The 25,743-nt window shown below is 67.3% G+C and carries 26 protein-coding genes; 20 read left to right on the forward strand and 6 right to left on the reverse strand.

The genetic code is table 11. The annotated features are described in order from the left end of the window. Positions 1 to 86 precede the first annotated feature (86 nt). The 10 genes from clpS to D5S08_RS08415 all read left to right on the forward strand — a co-directional run bounded on the left by clpS (position 87) and on the right by D5S08_RS08415 (position 8,735). Positions 87 to 533 carry an ATP-dependent Clp protease adapter ClpS gene (gene clpS, locus D5S08_RS17475; RefSeq protein WP_121117670.1) on the forward strand — a complete coding sequence of 149 codons (447 nt, stop codon included), beginning with the start codon at positions 87 to 89 and terminating at the stop codon, positions 531 to 533. Positions 534 to 573: 40 nt separating this feature from the next. Continuing rightward, positions 574 to 1,860, forward strand: a complete 1,287-nt coding sequence (locus D5S08_RS08375; RefSeq protein ID WP_121117439.1) for an LptF/LptG family permease — start codon at positions 574 to 576, stop codon at positions 1,858 to 1,860. Further along, on the forward strand, positions 1,850 to 2,950 hold the full coding sequence (lptG, locus tag D5S08_RS08380; RefSeq protein WP_121117672.1) for an LPS export ABC transporter permease LptG: 1,101 nt from the start codon (positions 1,850 to 1,852) through the stop codon (positions 2,948 to 2,950). Before D5S08_RS08375 ends, lptG begins: the two co-directional genes overlap by 11 nt. Positions 2,951 to 3,093: 143 nt before the next feature. Continuing rightward, positions 3,094 to 3,327, forward strand: a complete 234-nt coding sequence (locus D5S08_RS08385) for a hypothetical protein (RefSeq protein WP_121117441.1) — start codon at positions 3,094 to 3,096, stop codon at positions 3,325 to 3,327. A gap of 369 nt (positions 3,328 to 3,696) precedes the next feature. After that, the gene (locus tag D5S08_RS08390; protein ID WP_421757456.1) at positions 3,697 to 4,467 is read left to right on the forward strand and encodes a sterol desaturase family protein; all 771 of its coding nucleotides are present in this window, start codon (positions 3,697 to 3,699) and stop codon (positions 4,465 to 4,467) included. 30 nt (positions 4,468 to 4,497) lie between these two features. Next, positions 4,498 to 5,646, forward strand: a complete 1,149-nt coding sequence (locus tag D5S08_RS08395; RefSeq protein ID WP_121117445.1) for an N-acetyltransferase — start codon at positions 4,498 to 4,500, stop codon at positions 5,644 to 5,646. A 96-nt stretch (positions 5,647 to 5,742) separates the two neighbouring features. Beyond that, a complete protein-coding gene (locus tag D5S08_RS08400; protein ID WP_121117447.1) occupies positions 5,743 to 6,171 on the forward strand; it encodes a response regulator in 429 nt (142 codons plus the stop codon). 305 nt (positions 6,172 to 6,476) lie between these two features. After that, a complete protein-coding gene (locus D5S08_RS08405; protein WP_121117449.1) occupies positions 6,477 to 7,268 on the forward strand; it encodes a response regulator in 792 nt (263 codons plus the stop codon). A 113-nt stretch (positions 7,269 to 7,381) separates the two neighbouring features. After that, positions 7,382 to 7,924, forward strand: coding sequence for a (2Fe-2S)-binding protein (locus D5S08_RS08410; RefSeq protein WP_121117451.1), 543 nt, complete (start codon positions 7,382 to 7,384; stop codon positions 7,922 to 7,924). A 139-nt stretch (positions 7,925 to 8,063) separates the two neighbouring features. Further along, on the forward strand, positions 8,064 to 8,735 hold the full coding sequence (locus D5S08_RS08415) for a class I SAM-dependent methyltransferase (RefSeq protein ID WP_121117452.1): 672 nt from the start codon (positions 8,064 to 8,066) through the stop codon (positions 8,733 to 8,735). A 3-nt stretch (positions 8,736 to 8,738) separates the two neighbouring features. Here D5S08_RS08415 and D5S08_RS08420 read toward each other — a convergent pair whose 3' ends face one another. Next, positions 8,739 to 9,548, reverse strand: a complete 810-nt coding sequence (locus tag D5S08_RS08420) for a glycerophosphoryl diester phosphodiesterase membrane domain-containing protein (protein WP_121117454.1) — start codon at positions 9,546 to 9,548, stop codon at positions 8,739 to 8,741. Between the two features lie 71 nt (positions 9,549 to 9,619). Between D5S08_RS08420 and lipB the strand changes: the two genes are divergently transcribed. Then, on the forward strand, positions 9,620 to 10,312 hold the full coding sequence (gene lipB, locus D5S08_RS08425; protein ID WP_121117456.1) for a lipoyl(octanoyl) transferase LipB: 693 nt from the start codon (positions 9,620 to 9,622) through the stop codon (positions 10,310 to 10,312). Next, positions 10,297 to 10,602, forward strand: coding sequence for a hypothetical protein (locus tag D5S08_RS08430; RefSeq protein ID WP_121117458.1), 306 nt, complete (start codon positions 10,297 to 10,299; stop codon positions 10,600 to 10,602). The genes lipB and D5S08_RS08430 overlap by 16 nt, the downstream gene beginning before the upstream one ends. A 12-nt stretch (positions 10,603 to 10,614) precedes the next feature. Here the strand turns inward: D5S08_RS08430 and D5S08_RS08435 are convergent, their stop codons facing one another. The 4 genes from D5S08_RS08435 to D5S08_RS08450 all read right to left on the reverse strand — a co-directional run bounded on the left by D5S08_RS08435 (position 10,615) and on the right by D5S08_RS08450 (position 17,015). Beyond that, positions 10,615 to 11,724: a glycoside hydrolase family 43 protein gene (locus D5S08_RS08435; RefSeq protein WP_206610303.1), complete on the reverse strand. Its 1,110-nt coding sequence runs from the start codon at positions 11,722 to 11,724 to the stop codon at positions 10,615 to 10,617. 17 nt (positions 11,725 to 11,741) lie between these two features. Further along, on the reverse strand, positions 11,742 to 14,708 hold the full coding sequence (locus tag D5S08_RS08440; protein ID WP_121117462.1) for a TonB-dependent receptor: 2,967 nt from the start codon (positions 14,706 to 14,708) through the stop codon (positions 11,742 to 11,744). A 93-nt stretch (positions 14,709 to 14,801) separates the two neighbouring features. Beyond that, positions 14,802 to 15,686 (reverse strand): HpcH/HpaI aldolase/citrate lyase family protein, encoded by an 885-nt coding sequence (locus D5S08_RS08445; RefSeq protein WP_121117464.1) that lies wholly within the window; start codon positions 15,684 to 15,686, stop codon positions 14,802 to 14,804. A 12-nt stretch (positions 15,687 to 15,698) separates the two neighbouring features. Next, positions 15,699 to 17,015: a DUF2254 domain-containing protein gene (locus tag D5S08_RS08450; protein ID WP_121117466.1), complete on the reverse strand. Its 1,317-nt coding sequence runs from the start codon at positions 17,013 to 17,015 to the stop codon at positions 15,699 to 15,701. Positions 17,016 to 17,114: 99 nt separating this feature from the next. On the opposite strand from D5S08_RS08450, the gene D5S08_RS08455 reads away from it, so the two are divergent. Beyond that, the gene (locus tag D5S08_RS08455) at positions 17,115 to 17,534 is read left to right on the forward strand and encodes a secondary thiamine-phosphate synthase enzyme YjbQ (protein WP_121117468.1); all 420 of its coding nucleotides are present in this window, start codon (positions 17,115 to 17,117) and stop codon (positions 17,532 to 17,534) included. Here the strand turns inward: D5S08_RS08455 and D5S08_RS08460 are convergent. Continuing rightward, entirely contained in the window at positions 17,531 to 18,337 is an 807-nt protein-coding gene (locus tag D5S08_RS08460; protein WP_241557321.1) for an ABC transporter permease, read from the reverse strand. The two genes, D5S08_RS08455 and D5S08_RS08460, sit on opposite strands and share 4 nt — an antisense overlap. Before the next feature lie 208 nt (positions 18,338 to 18,545). Between D5S08_RS08460 and D5S08_RS08465 the strand changes: the two genes are divergently transcribed. From D5S08_RS08465 to eda, 7 genes are all read left to right on the forward strand, one after another. Next, positions 18,546 to 19,286 (forward strand): GcrA family cell cycle regulator, encoded by a 741-nt coding sequence (locus D5S08_RS08465; RefSeq protein WP_121117472.1) that lies wholly within the window; start codon positions 18,546 to 18,548, stop codon positions 19,284 to 19,286. 140 nt (positions 19,287 to 19,426) lie between these two features. Beyond that, a complete protein-coding gene (locus tag D5S08_RS08470; RefSeq protein WP_121117474.1) occupies positions 19,427 to 19,855 on the forward strand; it encodes a GAF domain-containing protein in 429 nt (142 codons plus the stop codon). A gap of 67 nt (positions 19,856 to 19,922) precedes the next feature. After that, the gene (locus D5S08_RS08475) at positions 19,923 to 20,723 is read left to right on the forward strand and encodes a transglutaminase-like domain-containing protein (RefSeq protein WP_121117476.1); all 801 of its coding nucleotides are present in this window, start codon (positions 19,923 to 19,925) and stop codon (positions 20,721 to 20,723) included. Positions 20,724 to 20,877: 154 nt separating this feature from the next. Then, positions 20,878 to 22,311 (forward strand): glucose-6-phosphate dehydrogenase, encoded by a 1,434-nt coding sequence (gene zwf / locus D5S08_RS08480; RefSeq protein ID WP_121117478.1) that lies wholly within the window; start codon positions 20,878 to 20,880, stop codon positions 22,309 to 22,311. After that, positions 22,304 to 24,118: a phosphogluconate dehydratase gene (gene edd / locus D5S08_RS08485; protein ID WP_121117480.1), complete on the forward strand. Its 1,815-nt coding sequence runs from the start codon at positions 22,304 to 22,306 to the stop codon at positions 24,116 to 24,118. Before zwf ends, edd begins: the two co-directional genes overlap by 8 nt. A 4-nt stretch (positions 24,119 to 24,122) precedes the next feature. Beyond that, positions 24,123 to 25,115 (forward strand): glucokinase, encoded by a 993-nt coding sequence (glk, locus tag D5S08_RS08490; protein ID WP_121117483.1) that lies wholly within the window; start codon positions 24,123 to 24,125, stop codon positions 25,113 to 25,115. Beyond that, positions 25,112 to 25,723 (forward strand): bifunctional 4-hydroxy-2-oxoglutarate aldolase/2-dehydro-3-deoxy-phosphogluconate aldolase, encoded by a 612-nt coding sequence (gene eda / locus D5S08_RS08495; protein WP_121117485.1) that lies wholly within the window; start codon positions 25,112 to 25,114, stop codon positions 25,721 to 25,723. The genes glk and eda overlap by 4 nt, the downstream gene beginning before the upstream one ends. Positions 25,724 to 25,743 lie beyond the last annotated feature (20 nt).

Genomic DNA, 25,743 nt, shown 5'->3' on the forward strand with positions numbered 1-25,743 from the left:
CGACCGACCGGTTCCGGATGACGGCGGCACATTTTGCGGGGGCTTGCATCTTGAAGCAGGGGGTCGCGATGCGATATTCCTGCTTCATGCGCAGCCACCTTCCACCCCCGGCCGGCAACCGACCGGTGCCGCCCCATGCTGTTTCGCGGGCAACGGCCGGGCATTGCGGCCCCGCCGGCCCGTTGTCTCAGGACGAAGATGGCGGCGACGATGCCGGCGACGGCAATGGTGGCGGCGACGGCCAAGTGGGCCTGGCCACCCGGACGCGCACCCGGCCGAAGAAGCCCAGCCAGTACAAGGTACTGCTGTTAAACGACGATTACACGCCCATGGAATTCGTCGTGATGGTGCTGAAGCGGTTTTTTCGGATGGATATGGAGCAGGCCACCCGGGTCATGCTGCATGTGCATCAGAAAGGTGTGGGTGTCTGCGGCATCTTCCCCTATGAAATCGCGGAAACCAAGGTCAGCCAGGTGATGGATTACGCGCGGGAGAACCAGCACCCGCTGCAATGCACGCTGGAGAAAGCCTGATCTACGCTGCCCAGCGGCATCACGGGACCGGCCTACGATCTTGACCTTCATCACCGCCATCGATCGCTACATTTTCCGGCTCACGGTCGTGCCGATGCTGGGTGTCTTCGTGCTCGCCGCATCGCTGCTGATGCTGGAAAAGATGCTGCGGCTATTTGAGTTCGTCTCGACGGAAGGCGGGCCCATCAGTGTGGTGTTCCGCATGATGGTCAACCTGGTGCCCGAATATGCCGGGCTCGCCATTCCTCTGGGTCTGATGCTGGGCGTGCTGCTGGCCTTCCGCAAGCTGGCCACCTCCAGCGAGCTGGACGTGATGCGTGCCGTCGGGTGGAGCTACACCCGGCTGCTGCGGGTGCCTTACCTGATCACGCTGGCGCTGGTGGCGGTCAATTTCGCCATTGTCGGCTATCTCCAGCCGCTCGCCCGCTATGGCTATGAGGAGCTCGATTTCGAGCTGCGTTCGGGCGCGTTGGGCGCATCCATCAAGGTGGGCGAGTTCGTCACGCTGGAGGATCGCGTCGCCTTGCGCGTGGAGGGCAGCCGGGATGACGGGCGCGAACTGAGCGGCATCTTTGCCCGCGTGGCGCAGGACGGGCCGCAGGGGCAGGTCCTGGCGATCTCCGCCCGGCAGGGGCAGTTCCTGGCGAATCGCGACAATCGCAACACCATCATCCTGCGGCTGCTGGACGGCACGATCGTGCACGACATTCCCGGCCAGCCCAGCCGTGTCCTGTCCTTCAGCCAGCACGACCTGCCCATCGACCTGCCCGCGATCGAGCGGTTCCGTCAGCGTGGGGAAGAGAGCCGCGAATATCTGCTGCCCGAACTGGCACGCATGGGGTGGAGCAGCGACAGCAGCGCCGCGGTGCGGGCCGACAGCCAGGCCGATTTCAATTACCGCATGGTGGAAGTGGTGATGATGTTCATGCTGCCGCTGCTGGCGGTGGCGCTGGCGATCCCGCCCAAACGGTCCACATCCGCGCTGGGCGTGTTCCTGTCGATCATTCTGGTGGTGGCCTACCACAAGGTGAACCAGTACGGGCAGGACATCGCCGAACTGGGGCGGGCCGATCCGTTGCTGGCCCTGTGGGGCCCGTTTGCGGTGTTTTCCGCGCTGATCGGCTGGATGTATTACCAGGTGGCTTTCGTGCCCGGCGGGCAGGCGATCGGCGCGCTGGAAACCGGCTATGCCAAGGTGACGAAGCGGCTTGGCCGGCTGCTGCGCCGTGGGCGCCGTTCGCAACGTGCGGAGATAGAGGATCCGGCCGGCCCGCATGCGGAGCCGCAGCCGCTGGTGGCCGGAAGCGGGGGTGTGGGTGCTGTTTGATTTCCTGCCCTCCCGACGACTGACCTGGTATCTGTCCAAGACCTTCGTCAGTCGCATCGTGGCGGTGCTCGCCATGCTGGTGCTGGTGCTGATGATGCTGGATCTGCTGGGCACCAGCGGCAAGATCCTGGCCGCGCCCGGCAACACGCAGGGCGATCTGTGGCGCTATGTCGGCCTGCGTCTGCCGCAGCTGGTGGCACAGTTTCTGCCCTATTCCGCCTTGCTGGCGACGATCATCACGCTGCTGGCGCTGAACCAGAACAGCGAGGTGACGGCGATGAAGGCGGCCGGCATGTCCGCCCACCAGATCCTGGCGCCGCTGCTGCTGGCGGCCGGGCTGATCTCGCTGGCGTCGTTCCTGTTCAACGAGATGGTGGTGACGCGCGCCACCGCGCAGCTCGCAGTCTGGGAGGCGGTGGATTTCGGGCCGGTTCCGGACGATCCGACCGTGCGCGCCAATGTCTATCTGAACGATGGGCCGGACGTGCTGCTGGCTAGCACTGTGGCAGGCCGCGGGGCGGCGACGGTGATGCGCGGAATCACCTTCTACGACCGCGATGACAGCCTGATGATCCGGCGGCGGATCCTGGCGGACAGCGCCCGCTATACCGGCAATGGCTGGCTGCTGGAGCGGCCCCAGGTGTTCGAGGTGGACAGCGCCACCAACGCGCCCGCACCCACCACCCTGACGGTCGCGCCGGGCCTGACGCCCGACCGGCTGGACATCCGGGCGGTCAATCCAGACGCAGAATCGCTGAGCCAGCTGTCGCAATCCATCGGCGCGCTGGATGCGGCCGGACGCGACACGGCCGAGTTGCGCGGGCGCTGGTGGCACAAGATCTCCGGGCCGCTGGCGGCGCTGCTGATGCCGCTGCTGGGCGCAATCGCGGGATTCGGCCTCGCGCGATCGGGTGGCCTGTTCGTGCGGGCGATCATCGGCATGGCGCTGGGCTTCGCCTATTTCGTGGTCGACAATGCGGCACTGGCCATGGGCAGTTTCGGCGGCTACCCGCCATTGCTGGCCGCATGGGCCCCGTTTGTGCTGTTCGCCCTGATCGGCGAGACGGTGCTGATCCGGACCGAAGAGTAGCGCTCCGGCGAAAGATTGCGGCAAGCTGCCACAATCGGTGCTTGCGCCGCCACATTCCTGCCATTATTTGGAGAGTTGCTCGCGCCGCTGCGAGTTTCTCTTGGGGCATCGGTCTAGCCGGGCCCACCATAGGAGTTCGGTTTATGAAGATGATTGCACTGGCCGCTTCGGCCGCCGCCCTGATCGCCCTGTCCGCTTGCGCTGAAGAGCCGGCCGAGGACACCACCGTCGTCGAAGAGACCACCGTGGAGCCCATGATGACCGACACGGCGATGACCACCGACACCACCATGACCGACACCGGCATGATGACCGACACCACCATGACCGACACCACCATGACCACCACCGAAACCTCGACCTCGACGTCGATGTAATCGGTATGTCCTGCGTTGCCTGCCTGCAGGCGACAAGGGACATATGGTCGTGATCACGTGACGTGATTGCGTTGAAGACGCGCCGCATGGCCTTCGGGCCGGCGGCGCGTTTTTGCGTTGGGGGCTGGGGCATGTTAAGGCCGGTCCGCAAGTGTGACCCATGTGTCACGACCCGTTCAGGTGTCGGCCGCCATAAAGTGCCGGTCCCTTGCAAGCCGGCGTGCGGAGGCGCATCTGCTGCCTCAAGCGCCCCACAGCCACGGGAACCGCTCAAACAGGTACAGGATGACTTCAGTGTCGCACAACGCCACCGCGAAGGCGGACCAGTCCGATCTGCCGTTCTGGAAGCGGAGCCACTACCTCGACAGGATGGACCTGCGAGGGTTGGTTCACGCCTATTTCCAGCACTACACGATCATCGCCTATCTGGCGCTGGCCGCGCTGTGCGTGGTCGGCTTCGTGTGGCGTCCGGCGGCGGCCTTGCCGACGGCCATCGCCTTCGCGGCGGGCGTCGCGGTCTACCCGCTGGTCTGGCACCTGCTGCATCAATATGTGCTGCACGGTAAGTGGATGTGGCGCCACAAGTGGCTGGCGCCGACCTGGAAGCGGATCCATTACGATCACCACCAGGATCCGAACAATCTGTCCGTGCTGTTCGGCGCGCTGCACACGACACTGCCGACCATCGCCATCGCCACCCTGCCGATCGGCTGGCTGATCGGCGGCTTCGGCGGCGCGATGGCGGCCCTGTGCGCCGGTCTGCTGACCACCTGCTATTACGAGTTCATGCACTGCATCCAGCACTTGGCATTCAAGCCGAAGTGGAAGTGGGTGCAGCACATGAAGCAGCGCCATAACGAGCATCATTATTTCGACGAGACCGGAAATTTCGGCATCACGAATTATGGCTGGGATCGGCTGCTGGGCACCTATTACGAGAAGAAGGACCGGCCCAAGCGTTCGCCGACCGTGTTCAATCTCGGCTATGACGAGACGATCGCGGAGCAGTGGCCTTACGTGAAGGACCTGTCCGGCGGCATCGCCAGCGGCCATCCGCGCCGTCGCGTGATGGGCAAGGAAGGCTTCGATCCGGCAAAGCAGGCGGGCGGCAACGATCAGGGGCAGCAGGCTTCGGCCTGAATTGCTGACGCGCTGACGAGGGGCAGGCCGATGGACGTGACGATTGCGCCGGTCACAGGCCGGCGGGAGCTGGGCCTGTTCATCGAGCTGGCCTACCAGCTGAATGCAGGTGACCCGAACTGGGTGCCGCCCTTGCGCAGCGACATGGTCGAACTGCTGACACCCGGGCGCAACCCGTTCCACGAACATGCGCGGATGCAGCTGTTCCTGGCGCGCCGCGGCAAGCGGGTGGTCGGCCGCATCTCCGCTCACATCGACGAACTGGCCCTCAGGCAGCCGGTGGAGCAGGGCCTTGGCCCGGGCACCGGCAATTGGGGCCTGCTGGAGGCGGAGGACGAGAGCGTCGCGCAGCGCCTGATCGCGACGGCGGAAGACTGGCTGCGCGAACAGGGCATGACCCGGGTGCTGGCGCCGATCAGCCTTTCCATCTGGGAGGAGCCCGGCCTGCTGGTGCGCGGCCACGACCACCCGCCAACCATGATGATGGGCCACCATCCGGTGCAGCATCAGAGGTGGATCGAAGGCGCGGGCTACGCTTCGGCCAAGTCGCTGCTGACTTACGACCTTCCGATCGACAAGGGCTTTCCCGAACTGATCCAGCGGATCGTCGCCTCCGGCGAGCGCAGCAGTCGCATCACCCTGCGCACGGTCGACATGAAGAACTTCGCCCGGGACGGGGAGATCGCGATCGACATCCTGAACGATGCTTGGTCCGGCAATTGGGGCTTCGTACCGTTCACCGATGCGGAAAAGGCCTATGGCGCGAAGAAGCTGAAGGCGATCACGCTGGAACGCACCAACATGATCGCCGAAGTGGATGGCGAGCCGGTCGCCTTCATGCTGGCCTGGCCCGATCTGAACGAGCAGCTGATCGGCATGAGGGGCCGGCTGTTTCCGTTCAACTGGGTCAAGCTGCTGTGGTGGCTGCGCAAGCCGCAGGTGCGCACCTTCCGCGTGCCGCTGATGGGTGTGCGCAAGAAGCTGCAGAATTCCCGCATGGCCAGCCAGATCGCTTTCATGATGATCGAGTATATCCGCCGGGTTGCGGTGAACGAACATGGCGCCACCCGGGGCGAGATCGGCTGGGTGCTGGACGACAATGGCGGCATGATCGCGATTGCCGATTCGATCGGCGGCAAGGTGAACCGCGAATACCGGATCTACCAGAAGGCGCTCTGACCCCGGCTGCTCCCTGCGGAACCGGAGCCGGGCAGGGCGGGTTTCGACTGCATGGCCCGGCCCGGCCCTTTACCTCCAGCCCGCGGGATCGCCACCATGAGCCTGACCTCCGCCCCCGATATCAAGCCCCCGCTGGGCCGTGTGCTGGTGGTGGAGGATGACGCGGTGCTGGCGCTCGCCATCGAAGACGCGCTGCAGAATGTCGGAGCGGCCGAGGTGGTCATCTGCGCCAGCATCGCCGCGGCCATGCTGGCGCTGGAAGAGGCGGAGGCTGATTGCCTGGTGCTGGACGTCCATCTGACGGACCGCAATGATGGCTGGGCGCTGGCGGAACTGGTGGATCAGCTCGGCCCCCGCCGGCCTGTCATCGCCTTTTCGACCGGCTCCCCCGAAGCCATCCCGCCTGCCATCGCCGAGATGGGCCTGGTGTTCGAGAAACCCTATGACCCCGCCGAACTGGCGCGGGCCCTGGCAAGTGGCCGTCGGCGGGGGTTCTTCGCCCGGCTGCGGGATGCGATCGGCTGAGTTCCTCCGACTGGCACGGGCGTTTGTTCCGCCTGTTGCGCGCACAAAAAAAGGCCCCCGTTCTGTTCAGGAACGAGGGCCTCTCGGGATCGTGTCACCAGCCGCTTGGACGGGAGGGGGGGTCTCGGCGGTGACAAGGCGATAATGAGCAGCCCGGATAGTGGTTCCGGACCGTGCCCAGATTTTTTCAACCGACCCTGTTGCCTTGCCGGATGATGGCGTTTTGCGCATCTTGCGCAGGCGGATGGAACAATGCCACAGCCTCCTCGTTGTTCATCGACGAGTTCCATCGGGAAGGGGTTTAAATGTCCATTGGGGCCGAAGTAGCCGCTCATCTGCCGTTCCTACGCCGTTACGCGCGGGCCCTGACGGGTTCGCAGAGCACCGGCGATGCCTTTGTCCAGGCCACACTGGAAGCAGCGCTGGTCGATGAGGACCTGGCGCAGACACTGACGGGCGGGCGCGTGCCGCTCTACGCCGCGTTCAACAAGGTGTGGTCCAGCGCCTATATGGAGATCGGCGAGGAGAGCACGGGCGGGTTGCATGAACGCGCCGCGCAGGATCAGCTGAAGAAGATCACCCCCATTAACCGGCAGGCCCTGCTGCTGACCACCGTGGAGGATTTTTCCGCGGCGGAAGCGGCCGAGATCATGGGCGTGTCGGCCGATGACGTCACCCGTCTGGTGGCGGATGCGGTGGAGGAGATCGAACGCGAATCGACCACCAGCGTGCTCATCATCGAGGACGAGCCGCTGATCTCCATGCAGCTGGAGGATCTGGTCCGCTCGCTGGGTCACGACATCTGCGGAACCGCGGCCACGCGCACGCAGGCACAGGAAGTGGTGGCGGAAAAGACACCGGGGCTGGTGCTGGCGGATATCCAGCTGGCGGACGGTTCGTCCGGCCTGGATGCGGTGGACGACATCCTGCAATCCGTCAGCGTGCCGGTAATCTTCATCACCGCCTACCCGGAACGGCTGCTCACCGGCGATCGCACCGAGCCGACCTATCTGATCACCAAGCCGTTCCACGAGGATACGGTGCGCGCGGCGATCAGCCAGGCGCTGTTCTTCGGCTCCGCCCGCCCACTGGGCTGAACGGCCTGAACGGCATGGGGCGCCCGGGATCGAGGCGCCCCTCCTGCCTTGCCCCTTCCCACCATCCGCACCGGTAATTGTCACCGGACCCGTCCGGCTCTACGGCCGCCGGCATGACCGACCTTGTCGTCAACGGCCGGCCGCTGCGCTTCGCCATGGATCCCGCGACTCCGCTGCTGTGGGCGTTGCGCGATGCGGCGAACCTGACGGGCAGCAAATATGGCTGCGGCAATGGCGATTGCGGCGCCTGCATGGTTCTGGTGGACGGTGCGGCGCTGCGGTCCTGCCTGGTCAGCCTGGCGGATGCGGAGGGGCGGGAGATCGTCACGATCGAGGGCCTGTCCCGCGACCGCAGCCATCCCGTGCAGCAGGCCCTGGTGGCGCAGGGCGCCATCCAGTGCGGATATTGCACCCCCGGCATCGCCATCACCGCTGCTGCGCTGCTGGCACGTAATCCAGATCCTTCGAAGGCGGAGATCCTGACCGCCATTCCCAATCTATGCCGGTGCGGGGTCTATCCCCGGCTGATCGCAGCCGTGCAGCAGGCCGCGCGGATCGCCCGCCGGGCCGAGCGGGTGGAAGGTGCGCCACCTCCCGGCATTGACCCTGCCGATGCAGCGCAGGCGGTGCCGGCGCTTCGCCCGGCAAAGGATTGATAAAGGGGGAACGGATGGCAGGCGATTGCGTAACCAGACTGTCACGCTTGCAAATGGCAGACACATTTGCCAGTCCCCTTGCCTAATCCGCCGATCTTCGGCGCCGATACGGACCAATCAACGGAGTGGCCCCCACGCAATGAATGGCAGTGAATTGGCCGAGGAGCGTCGCCGCTCCGGGCTCATGCGGCGCATGGGGCAGGCGCTTGGCCCGGCGGGCGTGTTCTTCCGCGGCTTCCTGGAACACCCGCGCATGGTCGGCTCCATCATCCCGTCCAGCCGCTGGACGATCAACCGGATGCTGTCCCCCGTCGATTGGGACCGGTGCAAGCTGTTCGTGGAATATGGTCCCGGTGTCGGCACTTTCTGCGGGCCGGTGCTGGACCGCTTGCCGCGCGGGGGCGAGCTGCTGGTGATCGACACCAATCCGCTGTTCATCGACTATCTGCGCCAGAATTACCGCGACAGCCGCTTCCATGCGGTGCTGGGGTCCGCCGCGGATGTAGAAAGCCATGTAGCCAGCATCGGGCAGGACGGTGCGGATTACGTGCTGTCCGGCCTGCCTTTCTCGACCCTGCCGGATGGCGTGGCGCCGGCGATCGCGGCGGCGACGCACCGCGTGGTGCGCCCGGGCGGTGCCTTCCTGACCTATCAGTTCAGCACCACGGCGCGGGATTTTACCGCACAGCATTTCCCGCGGGTGGAGACGCACTTCGTGTGGCGCAACGTGCCGCCCTGCCTGCTGGCCTGGGGCTGGCAGGACCAGGTGGACGCGGCGGCGCAGGAAGCCGGCGCCGCCGCGGCCGCCTGAATGCTACAGGCCGGTCGGCTCCGCAGCGCGCGGGGCCGGCTCGGCCAGCTGGCGGTGGACAGCCGCCTGGACGGCGGTGAAGATCATGGTGGCGATGGCGGCGATCAGGCCGGAGACCACGCTTGCCACGATCAGCGCTCCGGCCTCCCCCAGCAGCATGCCCAGCGCGCTCGTGATCATGCCGATCACCAGCAGTACCACCATGTAGGCGACGAACAGCAGCAGGAAGAAGACGAGCAGGCGGCCGACATTGCCCCGCGTCTCCGCCCAGCTGCGCCGCAGGGCGGCCAGCGGATTGCGCAGCTGTTCGATCGCGATGACCGGCAGCAGCAGGGACAGCCGGGTCATCACATAGACAAGCCCTACGGCGGCGATCAGCGACAGCACCGCGCCCGCGACCGGAGCGGCCAGGCTGGCGAAGACAACCACCACGATCGCCACGAACATGGCGACGCCCAGCAGCAGATAGGCGCCGAGTACCGGCAGCAGCCCGACGAAGCCCTGGCGGATAGCTTCCCCCACAGTCGGGCGCCGCTGGTCGCGCAGCAGCACGAGCAGCGCCAGTGTCCCGGCAATCTGCGCCAGCACCACCAGCAGGAACAGCCAGCCATAGCGGCCATAGAAAGCCCCCAGCTGCTGCTGCATCGCCTCGGGATCGCTGGTCGTCAGCAGATCCTGCAACGGCGGCATGACGAACCCCTGCAGCACGGCCGGCAGGAAGAAGAAGATTCCTGCCACCACCAGCAGCACCTCGCGATTGGCCCTAACCATCGCCATCGCCTCGCTCCAGGCAGCGCTCATGTCGAACTTCATGCGTGATCCTTCCGGCCGTGACCCTTGCAGCGCCCTTGATAAGCGCGAAGGGACAGGGCAGGCAATCGCCCGTGACGCAAGCTGTGCAACATGGCTGGCCCGGGCGGCCGATCGAATGGCGGCAATCGGGCGCGCCTGTCCCCTATCGCGAGGCGCTGGCGGCGCAGGAGGCGCGCAATGCCGCCGTGCATGATGGCGCGGCCGAGGAGTTGATCTGGCTGCTGGAGCATCCGCCGGTCTACACGGCTGGGACCAGCGCCGACGTCGCCGACCTGATCGACCCCCGCTTCGACGTGGTGCAGACGGGGCGGGGCGGGCGCTACACCTATCACGGGCCGGGCATGCGCATCTGCTACCTGCTGCTCGACCTGGCGCAGCGGGGCCGCGACGTGCGCTGCTTCGTGCACGGGCTGGAACGCTGGGTGATCGCCACCCTGGGCGATCTGGGCGTGGAAGCCTGGGCGGTGCCGGAACGGGTCGGCATCTGGACCCGCGACGTGGATGGGCGGGAGGCGAAGATCGGCGCCATCGGCGTGCGCGTGCGCCGCTGGGTCACCATGCACGGCTTTGCGGTGAACCTGGACCCCGACCTGGGCCATTTCGGCGGCATCGTTCCCTGCGGTATCGCCGAATATGGCGTCACCAGCCTGGCCCGGCTGGGTGTGCCGGTGAATGCGGCACAGTGGGATGCCGCGCTGCAGGCCCGCGCGGGCGAGTTCCTGGAAAGACTGGAAGGTACGGAGGCGACATGCGCGGCAGGATGATCGGCGGATTGATGGCGGGGGCGGCGCTGCTGCTGACAGCCTGCGGCGGCGAGGCACCGGAGGACGGCGCGGCGACAGGGGGCGGGGAGGTGCTGGAAGGCACCGCCAGCGATGCGATGCTGCCGCTCGCCACCGTCACGTCGCAGCCGCCGCTGGCCCCGCCGGAGCCCGAACAGCGCAGTTCTGCGCCGGCCAGCACTCCGGCCGGAGGTGTTACGCCGTCGTCCAGCCCAACGTCTGCGGGGGGCGGAGAAACGCCGGCTAGTGCGGACGAGCCCACGCCGGGCTGACGGCAAAGCGCACTATCGCGCGCCCCATCGCGCCAGCAATACATCACGTTCCGCCGCGCTGATCGGCAGCACGGTGCCATGGCGGGCGCCCGCGGGCAGGGTGAAGCTGGCGGGGGTGGTCCAGGCGATGTCACCTGCCAGCGACCGGGTGGCGAGCGGCATCAGGCCCGCATCGCGGAAGCGGTCGACATACAGGATATAGCGGTAGCCGCTGCGGTCCCCAGGATTGGTGCGCAGGATGGCCGGGCCCTCCACCTCCGTGGTGCCGGCATCACGACCGATGCAGCGGTCCGCCAGGGTCCATGCGCCGCTGTCGCCGGTGGCGGCAAGGGCGGGCGAGCGGTCGAGGATGATGTCGCCCGACGGGCAGCCGGTCGCCTCCGTTGCCTTGGTGAAGCGGTAGAAGGTGTCGCCATCGTGCAGCACGGTGGAATCGATGATGCCCTTGTCCGCCACCAGCTCGGGCCGGTCCGCCGCCCTGAACCAGACCTGCGGCGGGGTGAAGGTGCGGAAGTCGCGGGTGGTGGCGAACAGCATCTGCGGGCCGTTGCCGTCCGCCTGCGTCCGCGCATCGTCGGCGAACAGCGTCGATGCCCAATAGACGAGGTAGGTGCCGGTCGCCGGATCCCAGGTGGCCTCCGGCGCCCAGGTCATCCCCGCACGCGGCAGGTTGACCCGGACATGCCGTTGCCCGCCCCAGTGGACGAGGTCGGTCGATTCCCAGATTTCCAGATGATGGCTGCCATTGCTGGTCGCATCGTCCCAGCCGGTGCGGGCCGCGGACAGATCAGTCGCCAGCAGAAAGAACCGGTCCCCTTTCGCGGACCGCAGGATGAACGGATCACGCAGACCAAGCGTGCCGACCGTCGATCCCAGTACCGGACGGCCGCCATTGAGCGGGCGCCAATGCAGCGCATCATTGCCCTCGCTCAGGGCGAAGTGGATCTTCTCCTGCTCCAGCCCGGTGCCGGTGAAATAGACGAACAGATAGGCCGTCATCTCGGCCGCGCGCGGGGCGGCTGCCGGGCGTGCAGGGGGCGGTGCCCCCATGCAGCCGGGCAGCAGCAGCGCCAGCAGCCCGGCCATGGCCGACCGGTGCAGGGCCTTGCGAAGGCGAGGCACCGGCCGGGTCCGGCCCATCAGAACTGGACGTTCACGCCGGCGGTGAAGGTCCGGCCGAAGCGCAGCTGGAACAGCGTGTCTTCGCGCACGCTGTCGATATACAGCCGGTTCTGTTCGTCCGTCAGGTTCTGCGCTTCCAGGATCAGGCCGACATGGTCGTTGATGGCGTAGGACGCGGACGCATCCACGAACAGCGTGGGCGAATTGCCCTGCAGATCGCTGCCCTGCGATGCGGGGATGCCGCGCACGAAGCGGTCGCGCCAGTTGGCGGTGCTGCGGATGCTGAACTTCCCATCATCGTAATACAGCGTGCCCGATGCGGTGTTGCGCGACAGGCCGACCAGATCGTTCGTCGTGCTGTTGATGCAGGCGCCCGCCTGGCTGGCGAGGCAGTACTCGATCTCAGACGTGACGTGCGTGTAATTGGCCAGCACGCCCACACTTTCCAGGAAGCCGGTGGCGAAGGCGCTGAACGGCACCTGGGCATTCACCTCGAGGCCCTTGAGCGGGCCGCCATCGGTGTTGGTCGGGCGCGAGACGTTGAACAGTTCGGTCGGGGCGGTGCCGCTGCCATCCAGCAGCGCGTTGGGCAGGCCAAGTTCGCTGAACGGTATCTGGCTGTTGATGGTCTGGATGAAGCTGCCGATATCCTTGTAGAAGAACGCCGCCGACAACAGCGCGCCGGGCGCCCAGTACCATTCCACCGCCGCATCGAAGGTGTTGGCGCGGATCGGTTCCAGGAAGGGGTTGTTGACGTTGCCGACCCGGGTGATCGGATTGACGCCGCTGGTGGGGGCCAGCTGCTGCAGTTCGGGCCGCGACATGACCTTGGCGGCGGACAGGCGGAACAGCAGGCCATCGGCAGGCTCGAACACCAGGTTGGCCGAGGGCAGCCAGTCGTCGTAGCTGCGTTCCGCCACGGACAGCTGCCCGAACACGTTGGTGGGGCTGGTGCCCGCCGGGGCCCCGATGGCGATGTACCCGGACGATCGCTGGTCGGTGTGGACATAGCGTACGCCGATGTCACCGCGCAGGCCGATGCCCACCAGGTCCGTGGCGTCGAACGTCGCCATGGCATAGCCGCTGACGATGCGTTCGCGGATGCGGGTGTCGCCGGCGCCACATTCCACGCCGCACAGGCGGACGTCCTCGACGCCGAACACTTCGGAGAAGCGATCGGGATCGACCGCCGCCCAGCTGTCAGGCGCGCCATAGCCCCACAGCTCGCCGACGCCTTCGATCTGGCGGGTGATGTCGGCCACGCTCACGCCTGCGGGCAGGGGCCGGACAGCGATGTCGGCGGTGTAGGGCGAATAGAACCGGCCCCGGAATTCGCTTTCGCGATACTGCCCGCCGACCTTGAAGGAGACGGCGTCGCTGGCTTCCCAATTCAGGTTAAGCTCGGCCGTCTTGTTGTCGATGGTGTTGCGCAGCGGGCGGCCCTGCAGGCTGAAGCCGCCGAGCACGGTGCCGTCCGACCGGCCGGGTGCATAGGTGAAATTGGCCGGGTTCGACACGTCGAAGCCGAAGCCGATCGTGGGGATCACCGAATCGTCGCGGAAGTCGATGGAGAAGTTGTCCGTATCGATCACGTCGATGAAGGTCTGCAGGCGGCTCGGACCGTCGAGCCGGCTTTCGCTGATGCCGAACAGGCCCGTCAGTTCCAGCGTGTCGCCCAGCCGCTGACGGATGTTGAGATTCGCCTGCTGGAAGGTGGTGGTGAACTTGTCCACCAGCCCTTCGGACCGCACGTCGACCCCGTCGAACAGGCCATAGACCAGCGATCCGTTCTCGTCGAACTCCACATCGCGGACCGACACCATCGGCTGTCCATTGTTGCTGATGGAGCGGGCGAAGGACAGGCCGGCGATGTAGTTGTCGCGCCGTTCCACATCGAATTCGGACAGCAGCAGGTCCAGCGAGACATCCGTGTCGGCACTGGGCTGCCACTGCAGCGTCAGCGTGCCGGCGATGCGCTGCTGGTCCTGTTCGGAATTCACGTAGCGCGGAATGCGCGGGAAGAAGGCACCGCTGCCCGGGGTGTCGGGCGCGTCGGCGCGGCGCAGGTCCAGAATGGTCTGATAGGCATCGATAATGCCGGTGCGCGGATTGTCCGTGCTGCATGCGGTCGGCGTCACACCCTTGGCCGGGTTGTTCGCCGGGTTCTGCGGGGTGAAGCCGATCGGCGAGCAGAAGCCGCCATTCACATTGGCAGGCAGCAGGTCCACCGCGGCATAACCGACCTCGCGCAGGTTGCGGCGCTGGTACGCGGCGGAGAACAGCACGCCGAAATCGCCGAACTTCTGCGACACCAGCAGCGATGCGCGCGGGTCCACCTGATCGGCGACCTCGTTATACACGCCGCGCGCGGTGGCGGAGAAGACGAAGTCCTTGGCATTGTCGAACGGCTTGGGCGCGCTGAGATCGACCGTCGCGCCCAGCGATCCTTCCTCCACATCGGCGGACGGCGTCTTGCGCACGGTCAGCCGGCTGAAGATCTCCGTGGGGAAGGTGTTGAAGTCGAAGGAGCGGCCCGTATTGCCCGCGCCAAAGATGTCGGACCCGCCGGTCTGCGACGTGCCTTCCATCCCGTTGATGCGCACCCGGGTGAACTGCGCGCCCAGGCCACGGACGGAGATGTTGCGTCCTTCGCCGCCATCGCCGCGGGCCAGCGCCACGCCGGGGATGCGCTGCATGGATTCGGCCAGGTTGCTGTCCGGGAACTTGCCGATGTCTTCCGCCACGATGCTGTCGATCGCGGCCGTCTCGTTACGCTTCAGCTCCAGCGCACTTTCCAGCGATGCACGAAAGCCGGTGACGAGGATCTCGTTGCCTTCGGGCGGATTGGCAGGGGCGGCCTGCTCGTCAGCGGCGCGGCCCGGCACCACCTGGTCCTGCGCAGCGGCGGGCGCTGCGCACAGGGAGGCAGCGGCAATCGCCAGCAGCGAAACCGCTGCGGACGCAAAACGATTGGCATGATTCATGAAAAAAGCCTCCCCATATAGCGCGCTCCCATTATCTGGAACGTTGTCGCATTATGTATCAGCATTTGTCAGACCAGTAAAGATGCTCCCGCTTCAGTCGGCCCGCGCCAGTAATCGTCTGGCGAGTACTAGGTGCGGCTGGTCAAGCATGCGCCCGTCCAGCTGCACGGCGCCTGCGCCGGGTTCCGCTTCGAAGGCGGCAATAATGGCGCGCGCTTCGGCCAGTTGTTCAGGCGAGGGAGAAAAGGCGGCGTTGATGATCGGCACCTGATCGGGGTGGATCGCCAGCATGCCGGCGAAACCGTCGGCATAGGAGGCCGCCGCAATCCGGGCGAGGCCGGTAAGGTCCTTGAAATCGGCAAACAATGTCTCGATCGCGAGCACGTCGCAGGCATGGGCGGTCAGCAGCAGCTGCGCCCGGATCAGGCGAAAGGCGTCGGTCCAGTTGCCGCGATCGTCCCGCTTGCGCGTGGCGCCCAGCACCGCCGACAGATCCTCCGCCCCCCAGGTCAGCCCGGTCAGGCCTGGCGGCATGTCGCCGGCATAGGCCGGAATGGTCAGCGCCGCGGCGGCGGTTTCGCTCACCAGCGGCAATATGCCTGTCACGGCATCGGCACCCGCGCCGTCGGCAATGGCGGTGGCAAGCTGTGCCACCTCAGCCGGCCCGGCCGCCTTGGGCAGCATGATTCCCGCAGGGGCAGCGGGCAGCACGGCGGCAAGATCGGCCTGCCACAGATCGGTGGAGAGCGGATTGATGCGCACCCACGCGCCGGGATGGTCGGCCAGCCATTCAGCCGCGAGCCCGCGCGCGCGCGCCTTGTTCGGGGGCGCCACCGCGTCTTCCAGGTCCACGATCACCACATCGGCGCCGCACCCCGGAACCTTGGCCAGCTTCCTTTCGCTGTCGCCCGGGGCGAACAGCCATGATCGTGACTTTGCCGGGTTTTTCCGGGCCGGGTTGTTCTGGGCGTGTGTCATCTGCAGCTTCTATCAGCCAAGCTGGCGGGCGAACAAGGCGTGGCGTGCCTCCAGTTCCTGCAGGTCCGGCCCGTCCAGCGCCAGCCGCGCCTGTTCCAGCAGGCGCTCGCCTTCCTGCTCAAGCAGCTTGGCACGGTGCTCGTCATCGATCGCGCCGGCTGCATGCCGCAGCGAATCGAGCATCACCAGCGCCGCGGGCCGGCTGGTCGCCACGGCGGAGCGCATGATGCCGAAGCCGCGCGCCAGATAATGCGCGAAGTCATCGGCCAGCGGGATCACGCTGCGCGCCTCCGGCGCTTCCTCCGCCACCACCTTGCGCAGGTCGCGCCGGGCAAGATCGGCCGTGGCGGCGCCCAGCCAGTGCAGCGCGGTGATGGCGGTGAAGGGATCGTTGATGCCCGGCGACAATGCCCGCAGGCCGATCTCCACCAACTCGTCCATCAGGAACTGCGGATCCTGCGCCGGGGTACGGGCGGATCCGACCGTCAGTGCATCGCGCACACACTTGGCTAGCTCGTCGTTCCCCGGCCCGTCCACCACCCGGGCGAGGACCATGCCGGCGTGGATGAACTCGCCCGTGCGCACTTCCAGGGTCAGGCAGCAGCCATGCTTGCGGGCGGCCTTGGCCAGATCATCGAATTCGATGAACTGGATGTAGCCCGCGCGATCCGCCCGGATCGGGGCGCCCTCGCGCATGTCGCGGCGCTCCTCCCCGCCGCCGAGATGGGGGTACATCTCCTCCACCTCGTCCAGCAGCGCCTGACCGATGCCGCGCAGCACGGTGTTGATACGGATCGAGTCGGGGATGTGGTTCAGGAAATAGACCAGCACGCCGACCGAGATCGCCATCAGGCCGAACGCCACCAGCAACGACAGCTGCGGCACGAAGCCGGGCAGGGCGGTGGCGGCGGCATCCTGCGCGCTGCTGGTCACCTCGTCCTCCGCCCGGACGGAGCGCAGCACGATCAGCGCATAGACAAAGGTGCCGATGAAGGTGGCCAGGCTCAGCTGGTTGCCACGATCCTGCATGAAATTGGTCAGCAGGCGCGGGCCGTAGCTGCCACTGGCATAGGCGACGGCCGCGATGGTGATGGAGAATACGGTCGCCGCCACGCCGATCATGGAACTGGCGATGACCGACAGCATGGTGGTGGCGCCGTCGGGCCGGGCGGGCGCGATCAGGTTCTGGTCGTTCAGCCAGGCGGCTGACCCCGCCCGGTCCAGCGCCAGCATGCCAAAGGCCAGCGCCGTCGCAGCGAGCGCGAACAGCGTGGGGAAGAACCAGTAATTGCCCGTCAGCCGGGACCACAACCAACGCACTTCACTCATGAACCGGCCAACGCGCGAACGGGCCGGGTGGGTGCGCGACGATGCTCGACCTGCATGACGGCAGGTGACGCCCCGGGGCGCCGTCATTATATCGGGCGGATGCAGCAGGCGCAGACCACCCTTGCCATCGCCACCCGCGGCATGGGCTTCACCGATCTGACGGACGATATCGCCGGCTGGCTGGCCGCGAGCGGCATCCGCACCGGGCTGCTCAGCCTGCTATGCCGCCATACCAGCGCGGGATTGCTGATCACGGAGAACGCTTCTCCCGCGGTGCGACGCGATCTGGCGCGCTGGCTGGCGCGGCTGGCGCCGGAAGGGAGCGGGTACGAGCATGACGAGGAAGGCCCGGACGACATGCCCGCCCATCTGCGAGCTGCGCTGACCGGCCCGTCGCTGACGATCCCGGTGGCGGATGGCCGCATGGTGCTGGGCACGTGGCAGGGGATCTATCTGGCGGAGCACCGCCATGCGCCCCACCGGCGGCAGGTGGTGGCGCATGTGATCGGCGAAGCCTAGCTCTTCAGCTTCCACCCGCTGCGCAGCAGGGCGTAACAGATCGCCCCCAGCACCAGGTTCAGGACGCCCACCCCGATCGCCGCCCCCAGCACCGCGCCATTGGTGTCGCCGATGTCGCTGGTCCCCAAGAAGCCGAAGCGGAAGCCGGAGATCATGTAGAAGAACGGGTTCAGGCGGCTGATCGTCTGGAAGGCCGGTGCCAGGTCATGCACCACGTAGAAGGTGCCGGACAGCAGCGTCAGCGGGGCGACGATGAAGTTGGTGATCGCGGCATTGTGGTCGAACTTGTCAGCCCAGACAGAGGTCAGCAGGCCGGCCAGCGCCAGCATGGTCGATCCCATCAGGCCGAACCACACGATCGCCCAAGGATGCGCCGCCATCAGCGACACGCCCGGCCACAGCGCCATGGCCAGCGCCAGCGCGCAGCCCACCATGACCGCACGGGTGATCGCCGCGGCGATGATGCCGATCATCAGCTCCGCCTCGCTGAGCGGGGGCATCAGCAGGTCGATGATCGTGCCCTGCAGCTTGCCCGCCAGCAGGGAAAAGCTCGAATTGGCGAAAGCGTTCTGCATCATGCCCATCATGATCAGGCCCGGCGCGACAAAGGTGGCGAATGGCACGCCCAGCACGGTGCGGTCGCCCCGGCCCATCGCGACGGTGAACACGATCAGGAACAGCAGGGTGGTGACGGCCGGCGCCCACACGGTCTGCGTCTGCACCTTGAGAAACCGGCGCACCTCCTTCATATAGAGGGCCCACAGTCCGATCCGGTTGATACCGGTGATCCGGGGCTGTCCCATCGGCGGGAAGTTTCCTGCCGGCAGGGCGGCTGCGGTGGCGGGGTCGGTTTCCCGTTCCCCCTGGGCGGCGTTCCGGATGGTATCGGCCATGGGCCCGGCGCCTATCGGCCCCGACGGCGCATGGCAAGCACCGGTGGAACGAAGGGGGTCGTGGCAGGCCAGTCCTGCCCCGTGAAGTTTACACGATTACAGACGGCGGATGTTGACGATGAGCTGGACCGAAGAACGCATAGGTACCCTGACCCGCATGTGGGAAGGCGGCTCCACCGCCAGCCAGATCGCGGACGAACTGGGCGGCGTGTCGCGCAATGCGGTGATCGGGAAGGCGCATCGCCTGGGCCTGAAGTCGCGCCCGTCGCCGGTGAAGGCGAACGAGAAGGTCGCCGACAAGGCGGCCGAGCCCAAGGTGGCAGAGCCGGTCGCGATCGAGGCGGAAGCGCCCATCGCCAAGGCCAAGGACAGCACGGCCGAGCGGACCGCCCCGGCACCGGCGGCACCCCCGGCTGCTCCGCCGCGCGCGCCCGCCGCGCCCGCTCCGGCACCCGCTGCCGCCACCACCAGCCGGGTCGAGGCGGATCCGGTCGAACCCGCGCCCGAGCCGCGGCGGGACATGCCGCGCATCGTATCCGTCGGTCCCGGCGGGTTCCTGCGTCAGGGCCCGGGCGACCAGCAGGCGCCGATCCCGCCCGCCCCGCCGCGGCGGCTGGTCCCGGCCAAGCCCGCCCCGGAAATCGCCGACAAGACCAGCCTGCTGGACCTGAACGACCGGGTCTGCCGCTGGCCGATGGGCCACCCGGGGGAGGCGGACTTCCACTTCTGCGGCGTGAAGGTGAACCCCGGTTTTCCCTATTGTGTGGAACATTGCGGCCGCGCCTATCAGGCACAGCTGCCCCGTGGTGCGCGCCGTCCTCCCCCGCCGCTGCCCTTCGGCGGCCCCCGCGTCCGCTGATCCGCGGGGCCGGGGGGCTCACCTCCCCGGTTACCACGTGGTTCTGCGTAGGCGCGGCGACCCGAAGTAAGCATCTTCCCCGAATGGCGGGGAAGTTTGCGCTTACCTAGAACGGTGCCATCGGGAACGGGGGCACCACAATGGGTCACATCGCACACAGCCAGGATTTTGACGCGGCGCACACGCTTGCCGGTGTGGACGCGCTGCGCCTGGATAATCTGCACTCGCTGGGTGACCTGACCCGTTTTCTGCAGAATTACCTGGATTGCGAGCTGGCGCTGGTCAGCCTTCCCGGCACGGCAGGGGCATGGACCGTGCGCGCCGGCATCGACATGCCGGTCCCGGTCGGAACAGGGGATCCGGGCGGCCTGGCCGACCCGATCGCCGCGCGCGCCTGCGGCATGCAGTTCTTCGCCGGGCTGCCGCTGCGGGACGGCGCCGGGCGCTGCATCGGCACCATGGCGGCGATGGACGGGGCAGAGCGGCCGCTTTCGGGCGAGGAGCTGGGCGTGCTGCGGCAGCTGGCCGGTGTCGCCGCCGGCCTGTGCATGCCGGAGACGCATGACTGACCGCGCCGTGGCGAGACTTTTTCGCGGCTGCGAAACCGCCATCGCCGACGGGCGTTAGCCGGGCATCATGCCGATCGACATCTCCGCCCGCTTCAGCTTCAGCCTGCATGATCCGTGCGACGTGCTGCTGCAATTCGAGGCGGCCGCCATTCCCGAACAGGCGATCCTGTCGTCCGACTGCCGGATGAGCGAAGCGATCCACCTGGCCCGCATCCCGGCGCAGGACAATATCGGCCAGCGGATCTGGCTGCGCAGTGAAGGCCGCTACGAGGTCGACTACCACGCGCAGGTGGAGGTCGACCGCCTGCTGGCCGACCTGTCCGAACTGGAGCGGCTGGAACCGCACGATCTGCCGGGCGAGGCGGTGCAATATCTGTTCGACAGCCGGTACTGCCCCGCCGATCGGTTCCAGCCCTTCGTGGAGGCCGAGTTCGGCCACCTGACCGGCGGCCCGCGCATGGTGGCGATGCGCGACTGGGTGGCGGAGAACTTCTCCTATGTGCCGGGCAGCAGCGATGCGACCACCACCGCGATGGACTCCTTCGTGGAACGGCGCGGCATCTGCCGCGACTATGCCCATGTGATGATCACGCTGGCCCGCGCCAGCGCGGTGCCGGCGCGCTTCGTCAGCTGCTACGCGCCCGGTGTCACGCCGCAGGATTTTCACGCCGTGGCGGAGGTGTTCCTGGCCGATCCCACGGTGCCGGGTGGCGGCGCCTGGCATATCCTGGATGCGACCGCGATGGCCGATCCGGCGCAGACAGTGAAGATCGGTGTCGGCCGCGATGCTGCCGATGTCAGCTTCATGACGACGTTCGGCGCGGCGCAGTTCGAGGACAAGATGGTGGCGGTGACCGCATCCGGTTGATGGAATGTTGCGCAACCTTGCGGCTTGCGCGCTCTGCAATCGTTTGCATAAGGCGTCCGAGCGGCATTGCGCATCGCAGCACGGGGCTGTAGCGCGGGCGGCAGGCACGGGAGAGGCGGATGCACGCGAACACAGCCATCAGGGCGAAACCGGAATGAGCGGGGCTGCCGAGAATCTTGTGCTGTTTGGCGCCACGGGAGACCTGGCGCAGCGCATGCTCCTGCCGTCTCTCTGCGCGCTGGATGCCGACGGGCTGCTGCCCGAAAAGCTGCGGATCGTCTGCACTGCGCGCTCCGAGATGGACGACGCCCAGTTCCGCAATCTGGCGCGGGAGGCGGTGGAGAAGTTCCTGCCGGCGCACCGGCGCGGGAGCATGGCCGATTTCCTGAACCGGCTGACCTATCAGGCGCTGGATGCCACCACACCCGAAGGATACCGCGAGCTGGCGGACAGCGTCCGGCAGGGCGGCCGCGGTGACGTCGCGATCTTCCTGTCCACCGCGCCCAGCCTGTTCGAGGCGACGATCAGCGGACTGGCCGATTGCGGCCTGGCGGAGGACGGGGCACGGATCGGGCTGGAAAAGCCGCTGGGCCATGATCTGGAAAGCAGCCGGCACATCAACGATGCGGTCGCCGCCGTCTTCCCCGAAGACCGCATCTTCCGCGTCGATCATTATCTGGGCAAGGAAACGGTGCAGAACCTGATCGCGCTGCGGTTCGGCAACATCATGTTCGAACCCTTGTGGAATTCCCAGCATATCGAGCATGTGCAGATCACCGTGGGCGAGACGGTGGGGCTGGAATCGCGGGCGGAGTTCTACGACCAGACCGGCGCCCTGCGCGACATGGTGCAGAACCACATGCTGCAATTGCTGGCGCTGGTGGCGATGGAGCTGCCGGTGACCTTCGATGCCGGCGCCGTGCGGGACGAGAAGGTCAAGGTGCTGCGCGCGCTGCGCCCGATCGCCGCCGGGGAAAGCGTGACCGGCCAGTATCGCGGCGGTGCGTCGAGCGGCAAGATCGTGCCCGGCTATGACGAGGAACTGGGCAAGGATAGCGACACCGAGACCTTTGTCGCGATCAAGGCCCATGTGGACAACTGGCGCTGGAAGGGCGTGCCGTTCTACCTGCGCACCGGCAAGCGCATGCCGGAACGGGTGACGGAGATCGTGATCCAGTTCCGCCCGGTGCCGCACTCCATCTTCGCCGGCGCGAAACTGAAGGCCAATCGCCTGGTGATCGGCATCCAGCCGCAGGAAGACGTGACGCTGACGCTGATGGCCAAGGTGCCGGGGCTGGGGCAGGGCATGGCCTTGCGCGAGATCCCGCTCGACATCTCCATGCCCGACGCGCTGAGCGGGCGGGAACGGCGCATGGCCTATGAACGGCTGCTGCTGGATCTGATCCATGGCGACCAGACCCTGTTCGTGCGGCGCGACGAGGTGGAGGCGCAATGGGCCTGGATCGACCGCATCCGCAGCCGCTGGGCCGAAGAGGGGCTGACCCCCAAGACCTACAGCGCAGGCAGCTGGGGCCCAAGCGCGGCGATCGCGCTGGCCGAACGCGATGGAGTGAGCTGGCATGAGTAATATGCACCCCACGGTCCAGCGCGTGACCGACCGCGTGATCGAACGGTCACGCCCCAGCCGCGCGGCCTATCTGGCGCTGATGCGGGAGGAAGGCGACAAGCACCGCGACCGCAACGTGGCGCTGCCCTGTTCCAACCTGGCCCACGGCTTCGCCGCCGCTGGCGAGGACAAGGCGAGCATCGCCACGCAGCGGGGCCCGAACATCGGTGTCATCACCGCTTACAACGACACCATCTCCTCGCATCAGCCCTACGCCGCCTATCCGCCGCAGATGAAGATCTGGGCGCGGGAGGTGGGCGCCACCTGCCAGGTCGCCGGGGCGACGCCGGCCATGTGCGATGGTGTGACGCAGGGCACGGACGGCATGGAGCTGTCGCTGTTCAGCCGCGACGTGATCGCGCTCTCCACCGCCGTCAGCCTCAGCCACGCAATGTATGACAGCGTTGCGCATCTGGGCATGTGCGACAAGATCGTGCCCGGCCTGCTGATGGGTGGGCTGCGCTTCGGCTGGCTGCCGCAGCTGTTCATCTCCGCCGGCGCCATGCCGACCGGGATCGCCAACAAGGAAAAGCAGCGCATCCGCCAGCTTTATGCCGAAGGCAAGGCGACGCGGGCGGAACTGCTGGAGAGCGAGTCCAGGAGCTACCACTCGCCCGGCGTGTGCACCTTCTATGGCACCGCCAATTCGAACCTGATGATGCTGGAGATGATGGGGCTGCAGATGCCCGGCGCCGCCTACATCAATCCGGGCACGCCGCTGCGCCAGGCGCTGGTGCGCGCCTCCGTCCAGCGGCTGGCGGAGGTTGGCCGCGACAGCGGTGACTATCGCCCGCTTGCCGAATGCGTGGACGAGCGTTCGATCGTTAATGCGGTGGTCGGCCTGCTGGCGACCGGCGGCTCCACCAACCACGCGCTGCACATCCCCGCCTTCGCCCGCGCCGCCGGCATCCAGATCGACTGGGACGACATGGCCGAGTTGAGCCGGGTGGTGCCGCTGCTGGTGCGCGCCTATCCCAATGGCGCCAAGGACGTGAACCAGTTCCAGAACGCTGGCGGCCTCGGCTTCGTGGTGCGCGAACTGCTCGATGCGGGGCTGCTCCATCGCGACATCATGACGGTCTTCGGCGATGATCTCGGCGCCTTTGCGCAGGAGCCGTGGCTTGATGGCGAGACGCTCGCCTGGCGGGACCCGGGCCCTTCGGGGGACGAGGATGTTCTGCGCCCCTACAGCGCACCGTTCCAGCCGGAGGGCGGCATGGTGCTGGTGCAGGGCAATCTGGGCCGCGGGTGCTTCAAGACCAGCGCAGTCGATCCCGAACGCTGGACGGTGGAGGCGCCGTGCCGCGTGTTCGAGACCCAGCAGCAGGTGACCCAGGCCTTTGCCGCAGGGGAGCTGGAACGCGACGTGGTGGTGGTGGTCCGCTTCCAGGGGCCGCGCGCCAATGGCATGCCCGAACTGCACAAGCTGACGCCGGCATTGGGCGTGCTGCAGGATCGCGGCTTTCGCGTGGCGCTGGTGACCGATGGCCGCATGTCCGGCGCCAGCGGCAAGGTGCCCGCGGCCATCCATGTCAGCCCGGAGGCGTTGGGCGGTGGTCCGCTGACGCGCCTGCGCGATGGCGACATCGTGCGCCTGTCGGCCGTGGACGGCACGCTCAGCACCACGGCCGACCTGTCGGTGCGAGAGGATGCCGTCGCTCCCCAGAGCCAGAGCGGCACCGGGCGCGAACTGTTCGCCATGTTCCGCCATGGCGCGGATGAGGCGGAAAAGGGCGGCTCCGCCATGCTGGCGCTGGCCGGGCTGTAGGACGATGACGGAACTTGTCGCGGTCGACATCGGCGGCACCAATGCCCGCTTCGCGCTGGCGCGCCTGGAGGCCGACGGGCGGATCGCGCTGGACGAACCGGTAACGCTGGGCACCAGCGACTTCGCCAGCCTGCAGACCGCTTGGGAGGAGTTCGAGCGGCGCATCGGCCGCCAGGCCCCGCGCGCCGCCGCGATCGCCATCGCCGGCCCGGTCAATGGCGGCACCGTGCGCATGACCAACAACAGCTGGGTGCTGCACACCGGCGCGCTGGACGAACAGCTGGGCATCGACCGGGTCACGGTGATCAACGATTTCGGGGCCGTCGCCCATGCCGTGGCCCGCGCCGATGCCGACCAGTTCGCCACCCTGTGCGGGCCGGAAGGCGACCTGCCCGCCACCGGCACGGTCAGCGTGATCGGCCCCGGCACCGGCCTCGGCGTCGCGCATTTCCTGCGGCTGCCGGGTGGCGGCTACCATGTGCAGCCGACCGAAGGCGGGCACATCGACTTCGCGCCGATGGATCATATCGACGACCTGATCCTGCAGCGGCTGCGTGCGCGGCACCGGCGCGTTTCGGTGGAGCGGGTCGTGGCCGGGCCCGGCATCTGCGAAATCTACCAGACGCTCGCCACGATGGAGCGGCGCAAGCCGCAGGAGCTGGACGACCGCGCCATCTGGACCCGCGCGCTGGAGCGGAGCGACAGTCTGGCGGTGGCGGCGCTGGACCGGTTCTGCCTGTCGCTGGGCAGCGTGGCGGGCGATTTCGCGCTGGCCCATGGCAGCAGCGCGGTGGTGATCGCCGGCGGTCTGGGCCTGCGGCTGCGCCATCTGCTGCCCACCAGCGGCTTTGCCGAACGGTTCCGTTTCAAGGGGCGGTACGAACAGATGATGGCCGGCATTCCGGTCAAGCTGATCGTCCATCCGCAGCCCGGCCTGTTCGGCGCCGTGGCCGCCTTCCAGTGTCAATATTCTCAGCAGGAGCAGCAGCAGGCATGACCCCCATCGAACAGGTGATGCGCACCGCGCCGGTGATCCCGGTGCTGGTGATCGACGATGTGGCCGAGGCCGAGCCGCTGGCCCGTGCCCTGGTGGCCGGCGGGTTGACGGTGCTGGAGGTGACGCTGCGCACCCCCGCCGCGCTCGACGCAATTCGTGCCATGAAGAAGGTGAAGGGCGCCATCGTTGGTGCGGGCACCGTGACCAATGAAAAGCAGCTGGATGACGCGATCCGCGCGGGCGCGGAGTTCATCGTCAGCCCCGGCCTGACCAAGCCGCTGGGCAAGGCCGCGATCCGCAGCGGCGTGCCGTTCCTGCCCGGCATCGCCAATGCCGGCGACATCATGCGCGGGCTGGAGCTGGGCCTGAGCGAGTTCAAGTTCTTCCCCGCGATGGCGGCGGGCGGCATCCCGGCGCTGAAGGCGCTGGCGGCACCGTTCGGCCAGGTGAAGTTCTGCCCCACCGGTGGCATCACGCTGGACAATGCACCCGAATGGCTGGCGCTGGATCCGGTGCTGTGCGTCGGCGGCAGCTGGGTCGCCCCGCGTGGCGGCACGCCCGAACAGATCGAGCAGCTGGCCAGGGACGCAGCAGCTCTGCCCCGCTGAGGGCGACAGATTGAAGGAAC

Source organism: Croceibacterium ferulae (assembly GCF_003660445.1).
GTDB classification, from domain to species: domain Bacteria; phylum Pseudomonadota; class Alphaproteobacteria; order Sphingomonadales; family Sphingomonadaceae; genus Croceibacterium; species Croceibacterium ferulae.

Coding starts and splice junctions, on each gene's coding strand:
- clpS (WP_121117670.1), top strand. CDS start 87: ATGCGCAGCCACCTTCCACCCCCGGCCGGCAACCGACCGGTGCCGCCC.
- D5S08_RS08385 (WP_121117441.1), top strand. CDS start 3,094: ATGAAGATGATTGCACTGGCCGCTTCGGCCGCCGCCCTGATCGCCCTG.
- D5S08_RS08390 (WP_421757456.1), top strand. CDS start 3,697: ATGGACCTGCGAGGGTTGGTTCACGCCTATTTCCAGCACTACACGATC.
- D5S08_RS08395 (WP_121117445.1), top strand. CDS start 4,498: ATGGACGTGACGATTGCGCCGGTCACAGGCCGGCGGGAGCTGGGCCTG.
- D5S08_RS08400 (WP_121117447.1), top strand. CDS start 5,743: ATGAGCCTGACCTCCGCCCCCGATATCAAGCCCCCGCTGGGCCGTGTG.
- D5S08_RS08405 (WP_121117449.1), top strand. CDS start 6,477: ATGTCCATTGGGGCCGAAGTAGCCGCTCATCTGCCGTTCCTACGCCGT.
- D5S08_RS08410 (WP_121117451.1), top strand. CDS start 7,382: ATGACCGACCTTGTCGTCAACGGCCGGCCGCTGCGCTTCGCCATGGAT.
- D5S08_RS08415 (WP_121117452.1), top strand. CDS start 8,064: ATGAATGGCAGTGAATTGGCCGAGGAGCGTCGCCGCTCCGGGCTCATG.
- D5S08_RS08420 (WP_121117454.1), bottom strand. CDS start 9,548: ATGAAGTTCGACATGAGCGCTGCCTGGAGCGAGGCGATGGCGATGGTT.
- D5S08_RS08430 (WP_121117458.1), top strand. CDS start 10,297: ATGCGCGGCAGGATGATCGGCGGATTGATGGCGGGGGCGGCGCTGCTG.
- D5S08_RS08440 (WP_121117462.1), bottom strand. CDS start 14,708: ATGAATCATGCCAATCGTTTTGCGTCCGCAGCGGTTTCGCTGCTGGCG.
- D5S08_RS08445 (WP_121117464.1), bottom strand. CDS start 15,686: ATGACACACGCCCAGAACAACCCGGCCCGGAAAAACCCGGCAAAGTCA.
- D5S08_RS08450 (WP_121117466.1), bottom strand. CDS start 17,015: ATGAGTGAAGTGCGTTGGTTGTGGTCCCGGCTGACGGGCAATTACTGG.
- D5S08_RS08455 (WP_121117468.1), top strand. CDS start 17,115: ATGCAGCAGGCGCAGACCACCCTTGCCATCGCCACCCGCGGCATGGGC.
- D5S08_RS08460 (WP_241557321.1), bottom strand. CDS start 18,337: ATGGGACAGCCCCGGATCACCGGTATCAACCGGATCGGACTGTGGGCC.
- D5S08_RS08465 (WP_121117472.1), top strand. CDS start 18,546: ATGAGCTGGACCGAAGAACGCATAGGTACCCTGACCCGCATGTGGGAA.
- D5S08_RS08470 (WP_121117474.1), top strand. CDS start 19,427: ATGGGTCACATCGCACACAGCCAGGATTTTGACGCGGCGCACACGCTT.
- D5S08_RS08475 (WP_121117476.1), top strand. CDS start 19,923: ATGCCGATCGACATCTCCGCCCGCTTCAGCTTCAGCCTGCATGATCCG.
- zwf (WP_121117478.1), top strand. CDS start 20,878: ATGAGCGGGGCTGCCGAGAATCTTGTGCTGTTTGGCGCCACGGGAGAC.
- edd (WP_121117480.1), top strand. CDS start 22,304: ATGAGTAATATGCACCCCACGGTCCAGCGCGTGACCGACCGCGTGATC.
- glk (WP_121117483.1), top strand. CDS start 24,123: ATGACGGAACTTGTCGCGGTCGACATCGGCGGCACCAATGCCCGCTTC.
- eda (WP_121117485.1), top strand. CDS start 25,112: ATGACCCCCATCGAACAGGTGATGCGCACCGCGCCGGTGATCCCGGTG.